Annotated in this window: 15 protein-coding genes; 6 read left to right on the forward strand and 9 right to left on the reverse strand. The window is 70.7% G+C overall.

Annotation, left to right across the window (positions count from 1 at the left end; translation table 11 throughout):
* The first annotated feature begins 1 nt into the window (after position 1).
* The 4 genes from QTI20_RS23045 (at position 2) to QTI20_RS23060 (ending at position 2445) form a co-directional block, all read left to right on the forward strand.
* Positions 2-445 carry a phasin family protein gene (locus QTI20_RS23045; RefSeq protein WP_286554040.1) on the forward strand — a complete coding sequence of 148 codons (444 nt, stop codon included), beginning with the start codon at positions 2-4 and terminating at the stop codon, positions 443-445.
* Positions 446-557: 112 nt separating this feature from the next.
* A complete protein-coding gene (locus tag QTI20_RS23050; RefSeq protein ID WP_286554039.1) occupies positions 558-1232 on the forward strand; it encodes a TetR/AcrR family transcriptional regulator in 675 nt (224 codons plus the stop codon).
* A gap of 62 nt (positions 1233-1294) precedes the next feature.
* Positions 1295-2143 (forward strand): tetratricopeptide repeat protein, encoded by an 849-nt coding sequence (locus QTI20_RS23055; protein WP_286554038.1) that lies wholly within the window; start codon positions 1295-1297, stop codon positions 2141-2143.
* Between the two features lie 47 nt (positions 2144-2190).
* Positions 2191-2445 carry an acyl-CoA-binding protein gene (locus tag QTI20_RS23060; RefSeq protein WP_286554037.1) on the forward strand — a complete coding sequence of 85 codons (255 nt, stop codon included), beginning with the start codon at positions 2191-2193 and terminating at the stop codon, positions 2443-2445.
* Positions 2446-2493: 48 nt separating this feature from the next.
* On the opposite strand, the gene QTI20_RS23065 is transcribed toward QTI20_RS23060, so the two are convergent.
* The 9 genes from QTI20_RS23065 to QTI20_RS23105 form a co-directional block, all read right to left on the reverse strand.
* Positions 2494-3624, reverse strand: coding sequence for an aminopeptidase (locus QTI20_RS23065; protein ID WP_286554036.1), 1131 nt, complete (start codon positions 3622-3624; stop codon positions 2494-2496).
* Complete coding sequence (locus tag QTI20_RS23070) at positions 3621-5696, reverse strand: molybdopterin-containing oxidoreductase family protein (RefSeq protein WP_286554034.1); 2076 nt, start codon at positions 5694-5696, stop codon at positions 3621-3623. The genes QTI20_RS23065 and QTI20_RS23070 overlap by 4 nt, the downstream gene beginning before the upstream one ends.
* A gap of 64 nt (positions 5697-5760) precedes the next feature.
* Positions 5761-7962 carry an SUMF1/EgtB/PvdO family nonheme iron enzyme gene (locus QTI20_RS23075; RefSeq protein WP_286554032.1) on the reverse strand — a complete coding sequence of 734 codons (2202 nt, stop codon included), beginning with the start codon at positions 7960-7962 and terminating at the stop codon, positions 5761-5763.
* A complete protein-coding gene (locus QTI20_RS23080) occupies positions 7959-8555 on the reverse strand; it encodes a MarR family transcriptional regulator (RefSeq protein ID WP_286554030.1) in 597 nt (198 codons plus the stop codon). The genes QTI20_RS23075 and QTI20_RS23080 overlap by 4 nt, the downstream gene beginning before the upstream one ends.
* Before the next feature lie 77 nt (positions 8556-8632).
* Positions 8633-9400 (reverse strand): ABC transporter ATP-binding protein, encoded by a 768-nt coding sequence (locus tag QTI20_RS23085; protein WP_286554029.1) that lies wholly within the window; start codon positions 9398-9400, stop codon positions 8633-8635.
* The gene (locus tag QTI20_RS23090; RefSeq protein WP_286554028.1) at positions 9397-11193 is read right to left on the reverse strand and encodes a branched-chain amino acid ABC transporter ATP-binding protein/permease; all 1797 of its coding nucleotides are present in this window, start codon (positions 11191-11193) and stop codon (positions 9397-9399) included. Before QTI20_RS23090 ends, QTI20_RS23085 begins: the two co-directional genes overlap by 4 nt.
* A 13-nt stretch (positions 11194-11206) precedes the next feature.
* Positions 11207-12247 (reverse strand): branched-chain amino acid ABC transporter permease, encoded by a 1041-nt coding sequence (locus QTI20_RS23095; RefSeq protein WP_286554027.1) that lies wholly within the window; start codon positions 12245-12247, stop codon positions 11207-11209.
* Between the two features lie 76 nt (positions 12248-12323).
* Positions 12324-13433 (reverse strand): ABC transporter substrate-binding protein, encoded by a 1110-nt coding sequence (locus QTI20_RS23100; protein WP_286554026.1) that lies wholly within the window; start codon positions 13431-13433, stop codon positions 12324-12326.
* 288 nt (positions 13434-13721) lie between these two features.
* On the reverse strand, positions 13722-14642 hold the full coding sequence (locus tag QTI20_RS23105) for a LysR family transcriptional regulator (protein WP_286554024.1): 921 nt from the start codon (positions 14640-14642) through the stop codon (positions 13722-13724).
* A gap of 179 nt (positions 14643-14821) precedes the next feature.
* Between QTI20_RS23105 and QTI20_RS23110 the strand changes: the two genes are divergently transcribed.
* Together QTI20_RS23110 and QTI20_RS23115 are read left to right on the forward strand one after the other, a co-directional pair.
* Positions 14822-16243, forward strand: coding sequence for an FAD-binding oxidoreductase (locus tag QTI20_RS23110; protein ID WP_286554021.1), 1422 nt, complete (start codon positions 14822-14824; stop codon positions 16241-16243).
* Positions 16240-17226 (forward strand): 2-dehydropantoate 2-reductase, encoded by a 987-nt coding sequence (locus QTI20_RS23115; RefSeq protein WP_286554020.1) that lies wholly within the window; start codon positions 16240-16242, stop codon positions 17224-17226. The genes QTI20_RS23110 and QTI20_RS23115 overlap by 4 nt, the downstream gene beginning before the upstream one ends.
* Positions 17227-17231 lie beyond the last annotated feature (5 nt).

A 17231-nucleotide genomic window follows, 5' to 3' on the forward strand; every position in this document is an offset into this window, starting at 1 on the left:
CATGGCAACGAAGGACGACGACAGGAAGGCCGACCCGATCAAGGACTCCGCCCAGCAGATCTGGCTGGCCGGCCTGGGCGCCTTCGCCAAGATGCAGCAGGAAGGCAGCAAGGCCTTCGAGGCGCTGGTCAAGGACGGCGCCGGCATGCAGAAGAAGACCCAGCAGGCGGCCGAGGAAACGCTGGCCCAGGCGCAGAGCCGCATGGCGGGCCTGGCCAGCGAGCTCGGCACCAAGACCGCCGCCGGCTGGGGCAAGCTGGAGAACATCTTCGAGGAACGGGTGGCGCGCGCGCTGGCCAACCTCGGCTACCCCTCGATCGAGGAATTCAACGCCCTGCGCGAGCGGGTCGAGGCCCTCGAGGCCCGGCTCCAGGCCGGCGCCCCGCAGGACGAGCCGGCGGAACCGCCCCGCCCGCGCCGCCGCGCGCCGCGCAGCGAAGGCTGAGAAACCCCGCGCCACGGCGCGGCCTTCTCTCGTTCGATGTCACCCCGCTGGCATCCACTTGCGCTAGAGTGGGGCCAGAGACAAAAAACGGCTGACATCACAAGGCGGACTTATGGCCAAGAAGGCGCCGCGCCGCACTGCCGAGCGCATCCTCGAAGCAGCCCTCGACCTGTTCAATCGTTTCGGCGAGCCGAACGTGTCGACGACGCTCGTGGCCGGCGAACTGAACATCAGTCCCGGCAACCTCTACTACCACTACCCGGCCAAGGACGAGCTGATCAACCGGCTCTACAGCCAGTACGAGGCCGAGCTCGACGAACTGCTGCATGCCAGCGAAGGCGTCGGCGACGTGGAAGACGCCTGGTTCTTCATGCACAGCCTGTTCGAGCTGCTGTGGCGCTACCGTTTCCTCTACCGCGACCTCAACGACCTGCTGAGCAAGAACCGCCATCTGGAGACCCAGTTCCAGCTGGTGCTGCAGAACAAGGCCGCCGCCATCCGCGCGCTGCTGTCCGGCCTGGACCGCGCCGGCCACCTCGACATCGACGCGCGCGAGGTCGACACCCTGGCCCAGAGCATGGTGGTGGTGCTGACCTACTGGCTGAGCTACGAGTACGTGCGCAACCCGCGCGAGGCGCTCGAACCGGCCCATGCGCAGGGTGCGCTGCTGCGCGGCGCCCACCACACCCTGCACCTGCTCACCCCCTACCTGGTGCCCGAGCAGCGTCGGCATTTGCTGACATTGAGCCGGGCCTACGAAGGCGAAGATGCGGCCCTGACGGCCTAGCGACGACAGCACAAGAACCCGGCGGACGAGACAACGACGCAGCCATCACCCGAGACAACACCATGGCCACGCAGGACTTCCAGCCCCTCTCCCTGTTGCCCCCCGGTTGCCACGGCCCGGCGACCGATGCCGCCGCGGCGATGCACTGGGTGCCCTTTCCCTACGACGACATGCCGCGCTTCGACCCGCAGGCCACGCTGGCGCAATGGATGCGGCTGCACGCGGGCCAGGCCGGACTGGCGCCGCAGGCCCCCGCGCTGGCCGAGGGCTGGGCGATGTACCACAACGGCGAGTTCGCGCAGGCCGCCACGCTCGGCTTGCAGCTCGGTGGCGAGGGACTGATGCTCGCCAACCAGGCCACGGCGGTCTATGCCAACTACCTGGAACCGCGTGAGCGGGTCCGGCTCGCACTGTTCCTGCAGGTGGCCGAACGGGCCGCCGGCCAGGCCGCCGCGGAGCCCGACAACTGCCATGCGCTCTACTGGGAGGCCTATGCGCTCGGCCGTTACGCGCAAGGCATCAGCGTGGCGCGCGCGCTGGCACAGGGGCTGGGCAACAAGGTCAAGCTGGCGCTCGAACGCGTGATCGCGCTCCAGCCCCGTCACGCCGATGCCCACCTGGCGCTGGGCGCCTTCCATGCCGAGGTGATCGACAAGGTCGGGCCGCTGGTCGGACGCATGACCTACGGCGTGCGCGCCGAGACCGCCCTGGCGCTGTTCGAGCGCGGCCTCGCGCTCAACCCGGACTCGGCCAGCGGCTGGATGGAATACGGCCGCGGGCTGCTGATGCTCGAAGGCGACGCCCGGCTGGCCGATGCCATGGCGCTCTACGAGAAGGCGGCCGCCCTGGCGCCGGCCGACGCGCGCGAACGGCTCGACGTCGAACTGGCGCGGGCCGGCCTGCGCGACTGAGGCTCCCTTAAGATGCGCTCCCCTGCTTTCTCGAGTGCTTCTTGCCCATGTCCGACCTGCAATCCCTCTTCGAAGCCGCCCAGGCCAACTCCAAGCTGCTGGCCGAACGCCCCGACAACCCGACGCTGCTGAAGATCTACGGCCTGTTCAAGCAGGCCACCGAGAGCGACAACACGGCCAAGCGGCCCAGCTTCAGCGACATCGTCGCGCGCGCCAAGTGGGACGCCTGGACCGCGCAGAAGGGCCTGTCGGCGGACGAGGCCAAGCAGAAGTACATCGACCTGATCGAATCCCTGCGCTGAGCACGTGGAATGACGCTGCTGCGCCCCCGATGCCGCATCGACGCAGGCTCAGGGCGTTCGCGACGCTTCCTTCTCACGTTTTGAACGCTGCGCCGTGAGCGCCGCCCCGGCCTGCAGCGCCGCATGCCGCTCGGCCTTGGGCAGGGCCGCCATGCGCCGGACCTCGGCGTAGAAGCGCGGCCAGTCGCGGCCCTCGCGCTCGAACAGGGCCTCGAAACCCGGCACCAGGTCGTCGTAGGCCGCCTGCGCGCCGAAGGCCGCGTTGTTGGCGCGCGCCACCCAGCCGTCGTAGGCCGCCTGCTGGCGCGGCGGCCAGCCGCTGCGCAGGGTGGCGAACTCGGCCCGGAAACCCTCCATCACCGCGCGCTTCTGTGCCTCGACCGCGGCCCAGTCCTGGGCCTTGGCCTGCGGCGAGCTGTAGACCGCCTGCAGCCGCTGGCGCGTGGCCAGCGTGAGCGCGCGGAACTGCTGGCGCCGCGCATCGAACTGCGCGTACTCCGTGCGCGCCGCCTCGCTGGCCTGGGTGGCGAGCCAGCGCGCGCCGCCGATGCGTTCGACCGCGGTGGCGAAGGATTCGTTGAAGGAAGTGTCGCCCGACGCGTAGACCAGCTGGTGCGAGAGCTCGTGGAAGATCAGCCGCGCGAGTTCGCCCTCCGGGTAGCCGATGAAGGTGCTCAGCAGCGGATCGCCGCCGGCCCAGTTGAGCCAGCCCAGCGTCGAATAGGCCGGCACCGGGTACACCGCCGCTTCCAACCCCTTGGCGCGCTGGCTCTGCGCCTCGGCCTGGGCCAGCGCCTCGTCGTAGTAGCCGCGGTAGCCCACGCAGCCCGCCACCGGGAAGCACCAGGTCTGCAGGGTCAGCGAATAGGGCGGCGCGGCGACCACGTTCCAGACCGCGGCATTGCGGTGCAGGTCGGCATAGCCGGTGTAGCTGGGGTTGTCGGGCAGTCCCAGTTCGGTCACCGCGAAACGCCGGATGCGCTGCGTGAGTTCGAGCTTGGCCTTGAGCGCGGCCGAGGTGCTCGGGTCGTCCAGCCACTGGGGCACGGGCCGGGCCGCGCGCATCACGTGGAGGTGGCCGCTGGCCGACTGCCAGTAGTAGCCGAGGTCGGCGCAGCCCGAGAGCCCGATCAGCCCCACCACGCCGGCCGCGAGCATCCCGCGCCGCAGACGGCTCATGGCAGGCGCTCCACCTGCACCAGGCAGTCGTAGAAGGTCGGGCCGCGGCCGATGTCGGTGAGCCGCTGGCTGGTGAGCTCGTTGACGTTGGTGCCGTCGTGGCCCAGCTTGCGCCACCAGATGCCCAGGCCGTGCACCACGCCCGTGCGCGCGCGGCGCGACACCTCGGCCCGGCAGCGGTGCTCGCCACGTCCGTTGAACACCCGCACCATGGCGCCGTTCTCGATGCCGCGCGCCGCGGCGTCGTCGGCGTGGATCTCCAGCAGCGGCTCGCCCTCGATGGCGCGCAGGCTGGTCACGTTGACGAAGGTCGAATTCAGGAAGTTGCGCGCCGGCGGCGAGATCATCGCCAGCGGGTACGCGGCCGAGCTGCCGGCCGGTTCGTGGTTGGGCACATGGTCGGGCAGGCCGTCGGCGCCCTGGGCCGCGAGGCGCTCGCTGAAGAACTCGCAGCGCCCCGAGGGCGTGGGGAAGTTGCCTTCGGCAAAGGGCGCGTCGGGCAGCCGCAGCGTGGTGAAGCCCTGGGCGTGCAGCTGTTCGACGTCGATCGCGCCGGGCGCGAAGGCGGCGCGGCACAGCGCCTCGTCGTCGTCGGCGAAGCAGGGCTCGTCGAAGCCCATGCGCCGCGCCAGTTCGCGGAACACCCAGGCGTTGCTGCGCGCCTCGCCGCGCGGCGCCACCGCGGGGCGGTTGAGCAGCACGTCGGTGTGGCCGTAGCTGGTGTGGATGTCCCAGTGCTCGATCTGCACGCTGGCGGGCAGCAGGTAGTCGGCATAGTCGGCGGTGTCGGTCTGGAACTGCTCGAGCACCACGGTGAACAGGTCCTCGCGCGCGAAGCCGGCCGCCACCTTGGCCGACTCGGGCGCGACCGCCACCGGGTTGCTGTTGTAGACCACCACCGCCTGCACCGGCGCGCCGCCCGACAGCGCCCGCGCGTCGCCGGTGAGTGCATCGCCGATGCAGCTCATGTTGATGGTGCGCGGCCGGCGGCCGGCCAGCAGGTCGGGCCGCTGCAGTGCCGCGCGGTCGACCGGGTAGGCGCCCGAGCTGCTCAGCAGCACGCCGCCGGCCCGGTGGCGCCAGGCGCCGGTCAATGCGGGCAGGCACGCCACGGCACGGGCCGCGTTGCCGCCGCCGCGCACGCGCTGCATGCCGTAGTTCAGCCGGATGGCGGCAGGCTTCGTCTGGCCGTAGTCGCGGGCCAGCGCGACGATCTGCGCCTCGGGCACGCCGCACACCGCCGCCGCGCGCGAGGGCGGCCACTGCAGCGCGCGTTCGCGCAGCGCGTCCCAGCCCACGGTGTAGCGTGCGATGTAGTCGTGGTCGAGCCAGTCGTGCACGATCAGCTCGTGCATCAGCGCCAGGGCCAACGCGCCGTCGGTGCCGGGCAGCAGCGCGATGTGCTCGTCGCACTTGTCGGCCGTCTCGGTCTTGCGCGGGTCGATGCACACCAGCCGCGCACCGGCGCGCTTGGCCGCCTGGGCGTGGCGCCAGAAATGCAGGTTGCTGCCGATCGAGTTGCTGCCCCAGATCAGGATCAGCTTGGCCTCGGCGAAGAACTCGACCCGCATGCCCACCTTGCCGCCCAGCGTCAGCGCCATCGCCTCGCCGCCGGCGGTCGAGCAGATGGTGCGGTCGAGCAGCGAGGCGCCCAGCTTGTGGAAGAAGCGGCGGTCCATCGACTCGCCCTGCACCAGGCCCATGGTGCCGGCATAGCTGTAGGGCAGGATGGTGCTCGCGTCATGGGCCGCCAGCTGGCCCAGCCGGGCCGCGATGGCGTCCAGCGCCTCGTCCCACGAAATGCGCTCGAATTGGCCTGAACCCTTGGGCCCGCTGCGCTTCATCGGATGGAGCAGCCGCTCGGGGTGCACGCTGCGCTCGAGGTAGCGCGAGACCTTGGTGCACAGCACGCCGCCGGTGTGCGGGTGCGCGGGATTGCCCTGCAGCTTGACCGCCACGCCGTCCTGCACGGTGGTGACCAGCGCGCAGGTGTCGGGGCAGTCGTGGGGACAGGCGCCGTGGACGGTCACGGCGGGGGAAGGCGTCGGGGCGGAAGCCGGGGGGGCGAGCATCGGGCGAGTCTAAGTTCTAACGTCGCGCGCTGCTCGGGCCGGACACCGCGCCCTGCCCCCGTACTCAGCCTTGCGCGTCGACCACGCAGCGGAAGCCGACCATGCCCGACCGGTCGCGCCCCGGCGCCATCAGCAGGTATTTGCCGTGCTGGTCGAGCCGATGGGCCTGCGGGAAGTACCAGTGCGAGCTCTGCGGCTGGTAGGCGCTGCCGCCGCGCAGCACGGCCGCGCGCGTGTGCGTGTCGTGGAATTCGTCGGTCCACTGCCAGACCGTGCCGACCAGGTCCTGCACGCCGAAGGGGCTCGCGCCCTCGGGGTGGGCGCCCACGTCGTCCAGCGGCTGCAGGCCGCGGCCGGTGTTGGGGGCCGGCACGGCATCGGGCCGCCAGGTGTCGCCCCAGGGATAGCGGCGGCCGTCGGTGCCCTGGGCCGCGTACTGCCACTCCCATTCGTGCGGCAGGCGCTTGCCGGCCCAGGCCGCATAGGCGCGCGCATCCTCGATCGAGACCCAGGTCACGGGCTTGTCGGCCCAGCCCGGCGGCGGCCGGCCGTCGGTCCAGTCGCGCAGGAAGTTCTGGTCGTCGGCAGGCCGGTAGCCGGTCGCGGCGATGAAGCACTCGAAGGCGCCGTGCGTGACCGGATGCCGGTCGATGTGGAAGGGCCGCATCGCCATCCGGTGCCGGTGGCTGCGGCGCGCGCCCGGCTCCCAGGGGTACTGCACGTCGAGGCCGGCCCAGGTCGCGCCCTCGATCTCGATGCCCGCGACCTGGAACGGGAAGTCGCCACCGGGAATCGTGACCATGCCCTCGGGCGCCTCGGCCTGGGCCGGGGTGGCCGGCGTGTCGACCATCCGCTGCGCCAGCGGCGTCCACTGCTTCGACAGCGACGACAGCGGCACCTGCGCCTTCATCTGGTCGAGGAAGGGTTGCACGGCCTCGAGCGAAGCCGTGGGGCCCAGCGCCAGCACGCAGCCGAAGCCGCGCGCCTCCAGATCCAGCGAGAGGATCGCCGTGCCGTCCTGCAGATGCGGCTCGAGCGGCACGCCGTTCCAGAGGTCGAAGTAGCGCGCGCCTTCCCGGTGCGGCACCTCGATCTGTTCACCCTGCATCGCGTACTCGTTGCGGTTCACGATGGTCCAGAGCGCCTGGTCCTCGCCCGGGAACAGCGAGGCGAACACGCCCTGCTGCAGCGTGGTCGCATAGGGCGCCCAGTCGGCGCTGGTGATCAGGGGCGCGAAGCGCCGCTCGATGGCCGCGATGCGGCGCAGCGCCGCGCCATCGCGCGCGGTCAGGCCGTTCCAGATGCCCCAGACGTTTTCCCAGGCCACGTAGCCGATGCCGTTGAAGAAGATGTAGTGCAGGTCGTCGGTGCGGTCGCGCGACCAGCGGTTCTCGACGCTCACGGTGTGGCGCGGCTCCAGCCACTTGAGCTTGCTGACCGCCGGGATGATCTCGGCCGAGGGCTTGCCCCAGCTCTGCAGGTTCCAGCGCAGCGCCTCCTCCACCGTGGTCGAGACCTCGGGCTGCAGCACCAGCGGATGGCCCAGCCGCTCGGCCTCTTCGGCGTAGATGCGCGGCACGCTGCCGTAGGTGTCGCCGTTGATGCCGTCGGCGCCGACCTCGACCGCCAGCCGCACGATGGCCTCGCAGTCCGACAGGCCGTCGTCGCGCGTGCCGTGGTCCCAGGGCATGGTGGGCAGGAAGACCTTGACCCCGCGCCGGTGGAAGTCGGCCACCGCCTGCTTGAGGCCGGCCACGCCGCCAGGCAGCGCATGCGCCATGTCGAGCTGGTTGCGGTCGTCGATGCCGATGTTGGGGTAGACCCACCAGATCAGCACGCTGTCGAGGCCGCCGAAGCGCTGCTCGAGGTCGTCGAGGTAGCGGTCCACCGTGTAGCGGCCCTGCACCGGGTCGTAGAAGTAGCGGTCCTCCACCATCATCTGGGTGTGGACGAAGTTGCGCTGCGACCAGGCCAGCTCGGGCCGCCGGTACTCGGCGTCGTCGTAGCCGATGCGCGACATGTGCTCGCGGCGCCAGACCCGGTGCGCCTCCAGCCAGCCCGCGGCCTCGCCGACCGGGTCGAGCCGCCACTGGCCGAACAGCGACCTGGGCCAGCCCGGCACCTTGCCGGGCAGCGGCAGGTGCAGGCCGATGGCATGCGGCAGTCCCTCGTCGTAGGGCTGCGGATGGCGCACGGCCGCGTGGGCGAGCCAGGGGTTCGAAGAGCGTTCGGTGTCTGCGGGTTGCGAGGGAGGCTGAAGGGTCATTTGCGCTTGGGGTTCTGGTGCAGCAGCGGGTTTTCCGCGGCCGTCATGGTTCGGTCGTAGGCGGCGTTGATCAGGCGCAGCGCCTCGGTGGTCGCGGCGAAGGCGGCTTCGTCGTCGACCAGTTCCTTGAGGTCGACGGCCGCCTGGCCGACCGTGATGTCGACGGCTTCGTCGATGCGCTGCATGCCGAGCGCGGTCAGCTGGACCATCATGCTGCGCCGGTCTTCGGGGTCGGGGATGCGGCGCACCACGCCCATCTTCTCCAGCCGGTCGACGCGGTAGGTGACCGTGCCCGAGGTCACCTTGAGCAGCTTGAGGATGTCGGTCGGCCGCAGCACGAAGGGCTCGCCCTCGCGGCGTAGCGCGTGCAGCAGCAGCATCTCGCTGTAGCGCAGCCCGAGCCGCTTGGCCACCTTCTCGCCGAACTGGCCGATCAGCAGGGCCAGGCCGGTGATGCGCAAGGTGAGGCCGAAGGCCCGCATGTCGAGGTCGGGCCGCTCGCGCGTCCACTGGTTGACCAGCAGGTCGGTCGAGATTTCCGTGTCGGGGGACACGACGGCTGTCTTGCGCTTGGTCGCGGTCGGCTTCGCCATGGGCGGGGTCTCCGGCTGGATGTCGTGAGGAACTGCAGCCTTCTTTCGTGGCGCAGGCGTTGCCTTCGATGGTGCCATCAGGCGGCGGCCGCGCTTCGGCCCACGCCCAGGTAGGCCTGGATCACGCGCTCGTTGGCCGCCACCTCGGCGGCCTCGCCTTCGAGCGTGAGCCGGCCCATCTCCAGCACATAGGCGTAGTCGGAGATCTGCAGCGCGGCGCGCGCGTTCTGCTCGATCAGCAGGATCGACACGCCGGTCGAGCGCAGCGCGCTCACCACCGCGAAGATCTCGCGGCACACGCGCGGCGCCAGGCCCAGGCTGGGCTCGTCGAGCATCAGCAGCGCGGGCTTGGACATCAGCGCGCGGCCCAGCGCCAGCATCTGGCGCTCGCCGCCCGACAGCGTGGCCGCCATCTGCTCGCGGCGCTCGCGCAGGCGCGGGAAGATGTCGTAGACCGTCTCGAGCTGGTCCATCCAGCCGGCCTGGCCGCTGGCGCGGCGCGGGATCGCGCCGAGGACCAGGTTGTCGAGCACGCTCATGGTGCCGAACAGTTCGCGCTTCTCGGGCACCAGGCTGATGCCCAGGCCCACGCGCGCCGCCACGTCGCTGCGGCTCATGTCGTCGCCGTGGAAGACGAAGCGGCCATCGACGCGCGAGTACGGCGGCAGGATGCCCATCACGGTGTTGAGGAGCGTCGACTTGCCGGCCCCGTTGGGCCCGATCACGCTGACGATCTGGCCGGGCCGCATGCGCAGCGACACGCCCTCGATGGCCTGCGCGTTGCCGTAGGCCACGTGCACGTCGTGCAGCGACAGGATGTCCTGTGGCGCGGTGGTGGCGTTCATAGCTCTTCTCCTCCCAGGTAGGCCTGCAGCACCGCCGGGTCCTGCTGCACGTGCGCGGGCGTGCCCTGCGCGATCTTCGAGCCGAAGTCCATCACCACGATGTCGTCGGCCAGGCCCATCACGAACTCCATGTCGTGCTCGACCAGCAGCACCGTCACCCCTTCGCCGCGCAGCTGGCGCAGCAGCGCGGCCAGCGCCTGCTTCTCGAGGTGGCGCAGGCCGGCCGCGGGTTCGTCCAGCATCAGCAGCACCGGGTCGGCGCAGAGTGCGCGCGCGATCTCGATCAGCCGCTGCTGGCCCAGCGAGAGCGAACCGGCGTTGGCATGGAGGAAGTCGCCCAGCCCCACGCGCTGCAGCTGCAGCGCGGCTTCGCCCAGCAGCTCGCGCTCCTCGCGGCCGTTGAGACGCAGGATGCTGCGCAGCACGCCGCGGCGCGCGTCGCCGGCCGGGCGCAGGTGCGCGCCGATGGCGGTGTTCTCCAGCACCGACATCTCGGGCAGCAGGCGCACATGCTGGAAGGTGCGGCAGATGCCGCCCTTGACGATCTGGCGCGAGCTCAGGCCCGAGATCGGCTGGCCCCGGTACTCGATGCGCCCGCCGCTCACCGGCAGCACGCCCGTGACCAGGTTGAAGGTGGTCGACTTGCCGGCGCCGTTGGGCCCGATCAGCGCCACGATCTGGCGCGCCTTGACTTCGAAAGACACCTTGTTGACCGCCACCAGGCCGCCGAAGACCCGCAGCACGCCCTCGAGCTTGAGCAGCAGCGTGCCGGCGGCCGGTTTTCCCGAGCGCGGCAGGAAGGCCGCGTCGGCCGGCGCCACCGCCACCGGTGCGATGCGGATCTTGCGCTGGATGAAGGGCCACAGGCCCTGGCGCGTCTTGATCAGGATCACCACGATCAGGATGCCGAACAGGATGGCCTCGAAGTTGCCTTCGAGCGGCAGCAGGCGCGGCACGTAGCTCTGCAGCAGGTCCTTGAGGATGGTGAGCACGCCGGCGCCCAGCAGCGCGCCCCAGAGCTGGCCCACGCCGCCGACCACCGCCATGAAGACGAACTCCACGCTGTAGTTGAAGCCGAAGGCGCTCGGGCTCACCGCGCGCACCATGTGGGCGTAGAGCCAGCCCGCGGTCGAGGCCAGCAGCGCGGCATAGACGAACACCAGCGTCTTCAGGTGCACCGTGTCGATGCCCATGGCCTCGGGCATCACGGTGCCGCTGAGCAGCGCGCGCGTGGCGCGGCCCAGGCGCGAGTTCAGGTAATTGCGCAGCCCCAGCAGCGCCAGCACCACCACCGCCCAGATCAGGGCGTACATCGCGGTCTGGCCTTCCAGCGACCAGGTGCCGACCCGCACCGCCGGGATGCCGCTGATGCCGTCGTTGCGGCCCAGCACGTCGAGGTTGGCGAAGGTGAAGTACAGCGCCAGGCCCCACAGCATGGTGGTGATGGGCAGGTAGGGCCCGGTCATGCGCAGCGTGACGCGGCCCAGCACCCAGGCCGAGCAGGCCGTCACGACCCAGCCGGCCAGCAGGCCCAGCCAGGGCGACCAGCCCAGGTGGGTGCTGAGCGCGGCCGTGGCGTAGGCGCCCAGGCCGAGGAAGGCGGCCTGGCCGAAGGACAGCATGCCGGCCATGCCGGTCAGCAGCACCACGCTGAGCGCCACGATCGAATAGATGCCGATGTAGCTGAAGGTCGTGACCCACGACTCGCGGATCGGCAGCACCGGGATCAGCGCGGTGATCACGACCAGCGGCAGCAGCGCGAGCGCGGAATTCTTGAGGTAGGAGTTCTTCACGTCGGGTCCTATCTCAATGCGTGTCGTCGCTGTCGCCGCCGTGCAGCGTGCGGAACAGCAGCACCGGGATGATCAGCGTGAAGACGATGACCTCCTTCCAGGCGCTCATCCAGAACGAGGAGAAGGATTCGAGCAGGCCGATCAGCAACGCGCCCAGCGCGGCGATCGGGTAGCTCACGAAGCCGCCGACCACGGCCGCGATGAAGCCCTTCATGCCGATCATCAGGCCCGACGAGTAGTTGAGCGTGATGCGCGGCGCGATGAGCAGCCCGCAGATGGCGCCGATCAGCGCGGCCAGGGTGAAGGCCAGCTGGCCCGACCGGACCACGCTGATGCCCATGAGCTGCGCGCCGGTGCGGTTGACCGCCGTGGCGCGCAGCATCTTGCCGCGGATGGTGCGGTTGAAGAAGAAGAACAGCCCCACGGTCAGCAGCACGGCCGCGCCGAGGATGAACAGGCTCTGGCCCGGGATCACCAGCTCGCCCAGCGTGAGCTGGAAGTCGGTGTACGCCTCGGTGCGCGCGCCCTCGGGCCCGAACAGCACCAGGCCCACGCCGATCATCGCCACCTCGACCGCGATCGACAGCATGAAGAAGGTCAGCGGGTCGCTGTCGATCAGCGGCTGGAAGGCCAGCCGGTAGATCATCGGCCCGATCGGCACGATCAGCAGGCAGGCGGCCAGCATGCCCACGGGCACCGGCACGTGGCTGCGGCTGGCCAGCACGGCCAGCCCGCTCAGCGCGACGGGCGCCAGCAGGTACTTGCCGGCCGCGGCCAGGATCGTCCGGCCGCCGGTGCCGCTGCGCCAGGCGCTGCCCAGCTCGAGCAGGAAGCACAGCACCCCCATGGTGACGACCACCCAGGCGACCAGCGGCGTGCGCTGTTCCTGGATCGCGACCAGCGTCAGCGCGGTGAAGGTGACGAAGCCGCCCAGCGGCACGAAGGGCACGTGGGTGATGCTGAAGACCAGCACCAGCGCGGTCGCGAGCAGCGCGTAGATCGCGCCGGTGACGATGCCGTCTTGGGTCAGGAGAATGGCGAGAGAAGTGTCCATGGGGCGTTCGGAAAGCACAGTGAAAAGGTCCGGTGCCGCGCCTGCATTCAGGCGCGGCACCGGACCGGCATGGCGCTTACTTGGACAGCAGGACCCAGGCGTTGTTGCGGTACTCGAAGACGCCGGTGGCGCGCTCGTCGTAGCCCACGTGGTCGGTCGGCGACATGTTCACGTAGCCGGTCTGGGTGACCATGCCCTTGACGCGCTCGATCTGGTCGCGGATGGCGGCGCGGAACTCGGGCGTGCCGGGCTTCTGCGTCTTCAGGGCTTCGGGCACGGCGGCTTCGACCAGCTGCGAGGCCATCCAGAGGTTGCCCACGTAGGAGCTGAAGCTGCCCTTGCCGTAGAGCGCCTCGTACTTGTCGATCAGGAGCGCCGAGGCCTTGCGGATCGGGTTCGACGGGTCGAGCTGGTCGGGCTGGAAGCCGGCCGAGGTCACGGCGATGGTGCCGTCCATGTCCTTGCCGCCGAGCTTGTAGACCTCGGGCGCCAGCGCCGCGTAGGTCTGGTAGACGGTGCCCTTGAAGCCGCGCTCGCGCACCGTCTTGTGCGGCAGCGCGGCCGGCGTGCCCGAGGCCGCCACCAGGATCGCGTCGGGCTTGGCAGCCAGCACCTTGGCGGCCTGGGCCAGCACCGTGGTGTCGGCCGGCGCATAGCGCTCGACGGCCACGATCTCCAGCGGATATTTCGACTTCAGCCGGTTGAGCTCGGCGGTCCAGGTGTCGCCGTAGGCGTCGGAGGTGGCCAGCACGCCCAGGCGCTTGGTGCCCGAGGCGCTGGCGCGCTTGAGCGTGGCGTCGATGGCCAGCGCTTCGTCGAAGGGCGTCTTGAAGGCCCAGCGGCGCTTCTCGTCCACCGGCGTCGTGATGCGCGAGCTGCCGGCCATGCTGACCAGCGGCACCTTCTGCTCGGCCACCACGTCGACCAGCGCGATCGAGGGTGCCGACATCGAGGAGCCGATCAGCACGTCGACCTTCTCGTCGGAGATCAGCTTGCGCGCAGCCTTGACCGACTGGTTGGTGTCGGAGGCGTCGTCCATCACGATGTAGCTGACCTTCTGGCCGCCGAGCTCGGTCGGCAGCATGGCCACGGCCTTCTTCTGCACCGAGCCCAGCGAAGCGCCGGCGCCGGTCGCCGACACGATCACGCCGACCTTGACCTGCGCCTGCACGGAGGCGGCGCACAACACGAGAAAGCTGCATGCGGCAGCGGAAACCAGACGAGGAATCAAGGGATGTCTCCAGGCGCACGAGCGCACTTTTTGGATGGAGCAAGGGCCTTCGGCACGCTTGCGGGGCAGCAACCCGATGGCCCGATGCCATCGAAATTACCTTAAATTTAATTTAATTAGAATTCGTGCAACTGTCAATCCGGACCCACCGCGGTCGGCGCTTCGTCCCCCGCCCGCAGGCGAACGCCGCCGCCTGGCGGCCCGCCAGGGCAGTCACAGGGATCTGTCTTCGACGCGCGCCGTTCAGGCGTCGGCCGGCGCGGCCCACTGCGGAAGCCAGCGCATCAGGTGCTCGGCGAAGCCTTCGGCCGCCGGTGACAGGTGGCGTCCGTTGGGGCGGTAGAGGCAGACCGTGCGCACGGTCTCCGGGTCGACCACGCGCCGCATGACCAGGCCGAGCGAGGCCGCCATCACGCCGACGTAGGCCGGCGCCAGCGTGGCCGCCAGCCCCTGCGCCGCGATGCCCAGCGCGGTCGAGACGTTGTCCACGATCTCGACCGGCGTCACGCGTTCGCCCTCCGGCATGTTCAGGTGCATCTGCGCCACGCTGCGCTCGTGGTCGCGCCCGGCGGCCACCAGCGGCGTGCCCTGCAGGTCCGCCCAGCGCAGCAGCTTGCGGCGTGCCAGCGGATGCGTGCGCGCGCACCAGAGCACCCAGAGGCTCTCGAACACCACCTCCCGGCCGGCGTCCGGGCCGACGGGACGGTCCGGCCCCACGGCGAGGTCGACGTCGCCGGCGACCACCGCATCGACCAGCGTGTCGACCGAGACGTCCTTGATGCGGATGATCACCCGCGGCCGCTCGGCCTGGTAGGCCCGGATCGCCGCGGGAATCGCCGCGCTGGCCAGGACCAGCGGCGCCCCCACCCGCACGATGCCGGCGGCCCGGTTGCGCAGGTCGGAGGCCGCGCTTTCGGCGCCCTGCACATGGCGCAGGATGCTCTGCGCCGAGCTCAGGAAGTCCATGCCCGCGCTCGACAGGCTCACACGGCGCGTGGTGCGGTCGAACACGCGAAAGCCCAGCAAGGTCTCCAGCTCGGCCACCAGCTGGCTCACGGCCTGGGAGGTCATGCCCAGCAGCTGCGCGGCACCCGCGAAGCTGTGCTGGTCGGCGACGGCCACGAAGGCCTCGATCTGGCGCAAGGTGAAGCGGGTCAGCGGCATGCATCGATTATCAAGTGGGCCTTGATGATCTGCCGGAATCCATTGTTTGTGCACCGGCGAGCGCCTGGAGACACTGCATCCCCATCGCAGACACACGCCACCCAGGAACCTTCTTCGTGCCGGACACGCCGCTTCATCCCTCGCCTGCCCGCGCACCCGGGGCGGCCGACGTCCCCGCGTTGAGCACCCTGCGCGAGGCCTTCTCGGGCCGGCTCCTGAGCGCGGCCGAGGACAAGGCGGCCTTCCTGACCGACTGGCGCCGGAAGTGGACCGGCGCCGCCTGGGCCGTCGCCCAGCCCGACAGCGCGCAGGACGTGGCCGCCGTCGTGCGCTGGTGCCACGCCCACCGGGTGCCGGTGGTGCCGCAGGGCGGCAACACCGGCCTGTCCGGCGGGGCCACGCCGGACGACAGCGGCCGCGCGCTCTTGCTCTCGCTGGCACGGCTGAACCGGGTGCGCGCCATCGATCCGGTCAACAACACGATCGAGGTCGAGGCCGGCGTCACGCTGCAGCAGGTGCAGGCGGCGGCCCGCGCGGCCCACCGGCTGTTCCCGCTGAGCCTGGCGGCCGAGGGCAGCTGCACCATCGGCGGCAACCTCGCGACCAACGCCGGCGGCGTGCAGGTGCTGCGCTACGGCAACGCGCGCGAGCTGTGCCTGGGGCTGGAAGTGGTGACGGCCGAGGGCGAGGTCTGGAACGGCCTGCGCGGCCTGCGCAAGGACAACACCGGCTACGACCTGCGCGACCTGTTCATCGGCAGCGAAGGCACGCTGGGCGTCATCACCGCCGCGGTGCTCAAGCTGCATCCGCTGCCGGCCGCCCGGGTGGCGGCCTTCGTGGCCGTCCCCGACCCGGCCGCGGCCACGGCCCTGCTGCAGCTGGCGCAGCAACAGCTCGGCGCCGGGCTGACGGCCTTCGAACTGATGAGCGATGCGTGCATCCGGCTCGTGCAAAGGCACATCGCCTCGGCCAGCTTCCCGCTGGCCGAACGCTCGCCCTGGTACGTGCTGATGGAGGTCAGCGACGCGCGCAGCGAAGCCCTGGCATCCGAGTCCATCGAGGGGCTGCTGGCGCGCGCGATCGATGCGGCATGGGCCACCGACGCCGCGCTGTCGTCCAGCCTGGCGCAGTTCCATGCGCTCTGGGCGCTGCGCGAGCACATCTCGGAATCGCAGGGCGCCGAGGGCAAGACCATCAAGCACGACATCTCGCTGCCGATCTCGCGCATCGCGGACTTCATCCGCGCCACCGATGCCGGGCTCGAAAGCCGCTGGCCCGGGGTGCGCGGGGTGGTGTTCGGGCACCTGGGCGACGGCAACCTGCACTACAACCTCTCGCCGGCGGCCGACGCCAAGGGGGCGGCGCACGAAGCCGCCTTCCTGGCGCTGGAGGCGCCGATCAACCGTTTCGTGCACGACGCCGTGGCGGCCCATGGCGGCTCGATCTCGGCCGAGCATGGCCTGGGGGTGCTGCGCCGCGACGAAGCCGACCGCTACCGAAGCGGGGTCGCGCTTCGCCTCATGCGATCGATCAAGCAAGCCCTCGATCCGCACCACCTGATGAACCCCGGCAAGCTGCTGCCAGAAGAAAGTATGAAATGAAAGTCTGCATCGTCGGAGCCGGCGCCATCGGCGGCTTCATCGGAACCCGGCTGGCGCGGGCCGGACGCGCGCAGGTCAGCGCCGTCGCGCGCGGCGCCACGCTGGACGCACTGCGCAGCCATGGCTGGCGCATGGACACGGCCGGCGGGCTTCTGCAGGCGCCGGCGACCGTGGCGGCCGACGCGTCGGAACTGGGGCGCCAGGATCTGGTCGTCATCGCGGTCAAGGGCCCGGCGCTCGCGCAGGTGGCCGACGGCATCGCCCCGCTGCTGGGGCCCGACACCGTCGTGCTGCCCGCCATGAACGGCGTGCCCTGGTGGTTCTGCGCGGGGCTGCCCGGCGCGCTCGGCGCCCCCCTGGCCAGCGTCGACCCCGGCGGGCGAATCGCCGCGGCCCTTCCCACCGCGCAGGTGCTCGGGTGCGTGGTGCACGCCAGCACCTCGGTGGCCGAGCCCGGCCGGGTCGTCCACAAGATGGGCCAGGGCCTGATCGTCGGCGAGCCGTCGGGCGGCAGCAGCCCCCGCGCGACGGCGGTGGTGGAGCTGCTCTCCCATGCCGGCTTCGATGCGGTGCAGAGCCCGAACATCCGCTACGACATCTGGTACAAGCTTTGGGGCAACATGACGATCAACCCGCTCAGCGCCATCACCGGCGCCACGGTCGACCGGATCCTCGGCGACCCGCTGCTGCGGGCCTTCTGCTCGGCCGCGATGGGCGAGGCGGCGGCCATCGGGGAGCGCCTGGGCTGCGCGATCCGCGAGAGCGCCGAGGACCGGCACGCCGTGACCGCCCGGCTGGGCGCCTTCAAGCCGTCGATGCTGCAGGATGTGGAGGCGGGCCGCGGCATCGAGCTCGACATGCTGGTGGGCGCCGTCGTCGAACTGGGCCGACGCGTGGGCCTCGAGACGCCCCGCCTCGATGCGCTCTACGGCATCACGCGGCTGTTCGGAGAGGTGCGCGGGGTGTACCGACCGGAGCATTGACGAGG

Origin of the sequence: Variovorax sp. J2P1-31, assembly GCF_030317215.1 — a bacterium.
GTDB lineage: Bacteria > Pseudomonadota > Gammaproteobacteria > Burkholderiales > Burkholderiaceae_C > Variovorax.

Excerpts from the sequence above, each read along its gene's own strand:
- QTI20_RS23045 (WP_286554040.1), top strand. The coding sequence starts at position 2 with ATGGCAACGAAGGACGACGACAGGAAGGCCGACCCGATCAAGGACTCC.
- QTI20_RS23050 (WP_286554039.1), top strand. The coding sequence starts at position 558 with ATGGCCAAGAAGGCGCCGCGCCGCACTGCCGAGCGCATCCTCGAAGCA.
- QTI20_RS23055 (WP_286554038.1), top strand. The coding sequence starts at position 1,295 with ATGGCCACGCAGGACTTCCAGCCCCTCTCCCTGTTGCCCCCCGGTTGC.
- QTI20_RS23060 (WP_286554037.1), top strand. The coding sequence starts at position 2,191 with ATGTCCGACCTGCAATCCCTCTTCGAAGCCGCCCAGGCCAACTCCAAG.
- QTI20_RS23065 (WP_286554036.1), bottom strand. The coding sequence starts at position 3,624 with ATGAGCCGTCTGCGGCGCGGGATGCTCGCGGCCGGCGTGGTGGGGCTG.
- QTI20_RS23070 (WP_286554034.1), bottom strand. The coding sequence starts at position 5,696 with ATGCTCGCCCCCCCGGCTTCCGCCCCGACGCCTTCCCCCGCCGTGACC.
- QTI20_RS23075 (WP_286554032.1), bottom strand. The coding sequence starts at position 7,962 with ATGACCCTTCAGCCTCCCTCGCAACCCGCAGACACCGAACGCTCTTCG.
- QTI20_RS23080 (WP_286554030.1), bottom strand. The coding sequence starts at position 8,555 with ATGGCGAAGCCGACCGCGACCAAGCGCAAGACAGCCGTCGTGTCCCCC.
- QTI20_RS23085 (WP_286554029.1), bottom strand. The coding sequence starts at position 9,400 with ATGAACGCCACCACCGCGCCACAGGACATCCTGTCGCTGCACGACGTG.
- QTI20_RS23095 (WP_286554027.1), bottom strand. The coding sequence starts at position 12,247 with ATGGACACTTCTCTCGCCATTCTCCTGACCCAAGACGGCATCGTCACC.
- QTI20_RS23105 (WP_286554024.1), bottom strand. The coding sequence starts at position 14,642 with ATGCCGCTGACCCGCTTCACCTTGCGCCAGATCGAGGCCTTCGTGGCC.
- QTI20_RS23115 (WP_286554020.1), top strand. The coding sequence starts at position 16,240 with ATGAAAGTCTGCATCGTCGGAGCCGGCGCCATCGGCGGCTTCATCGGA.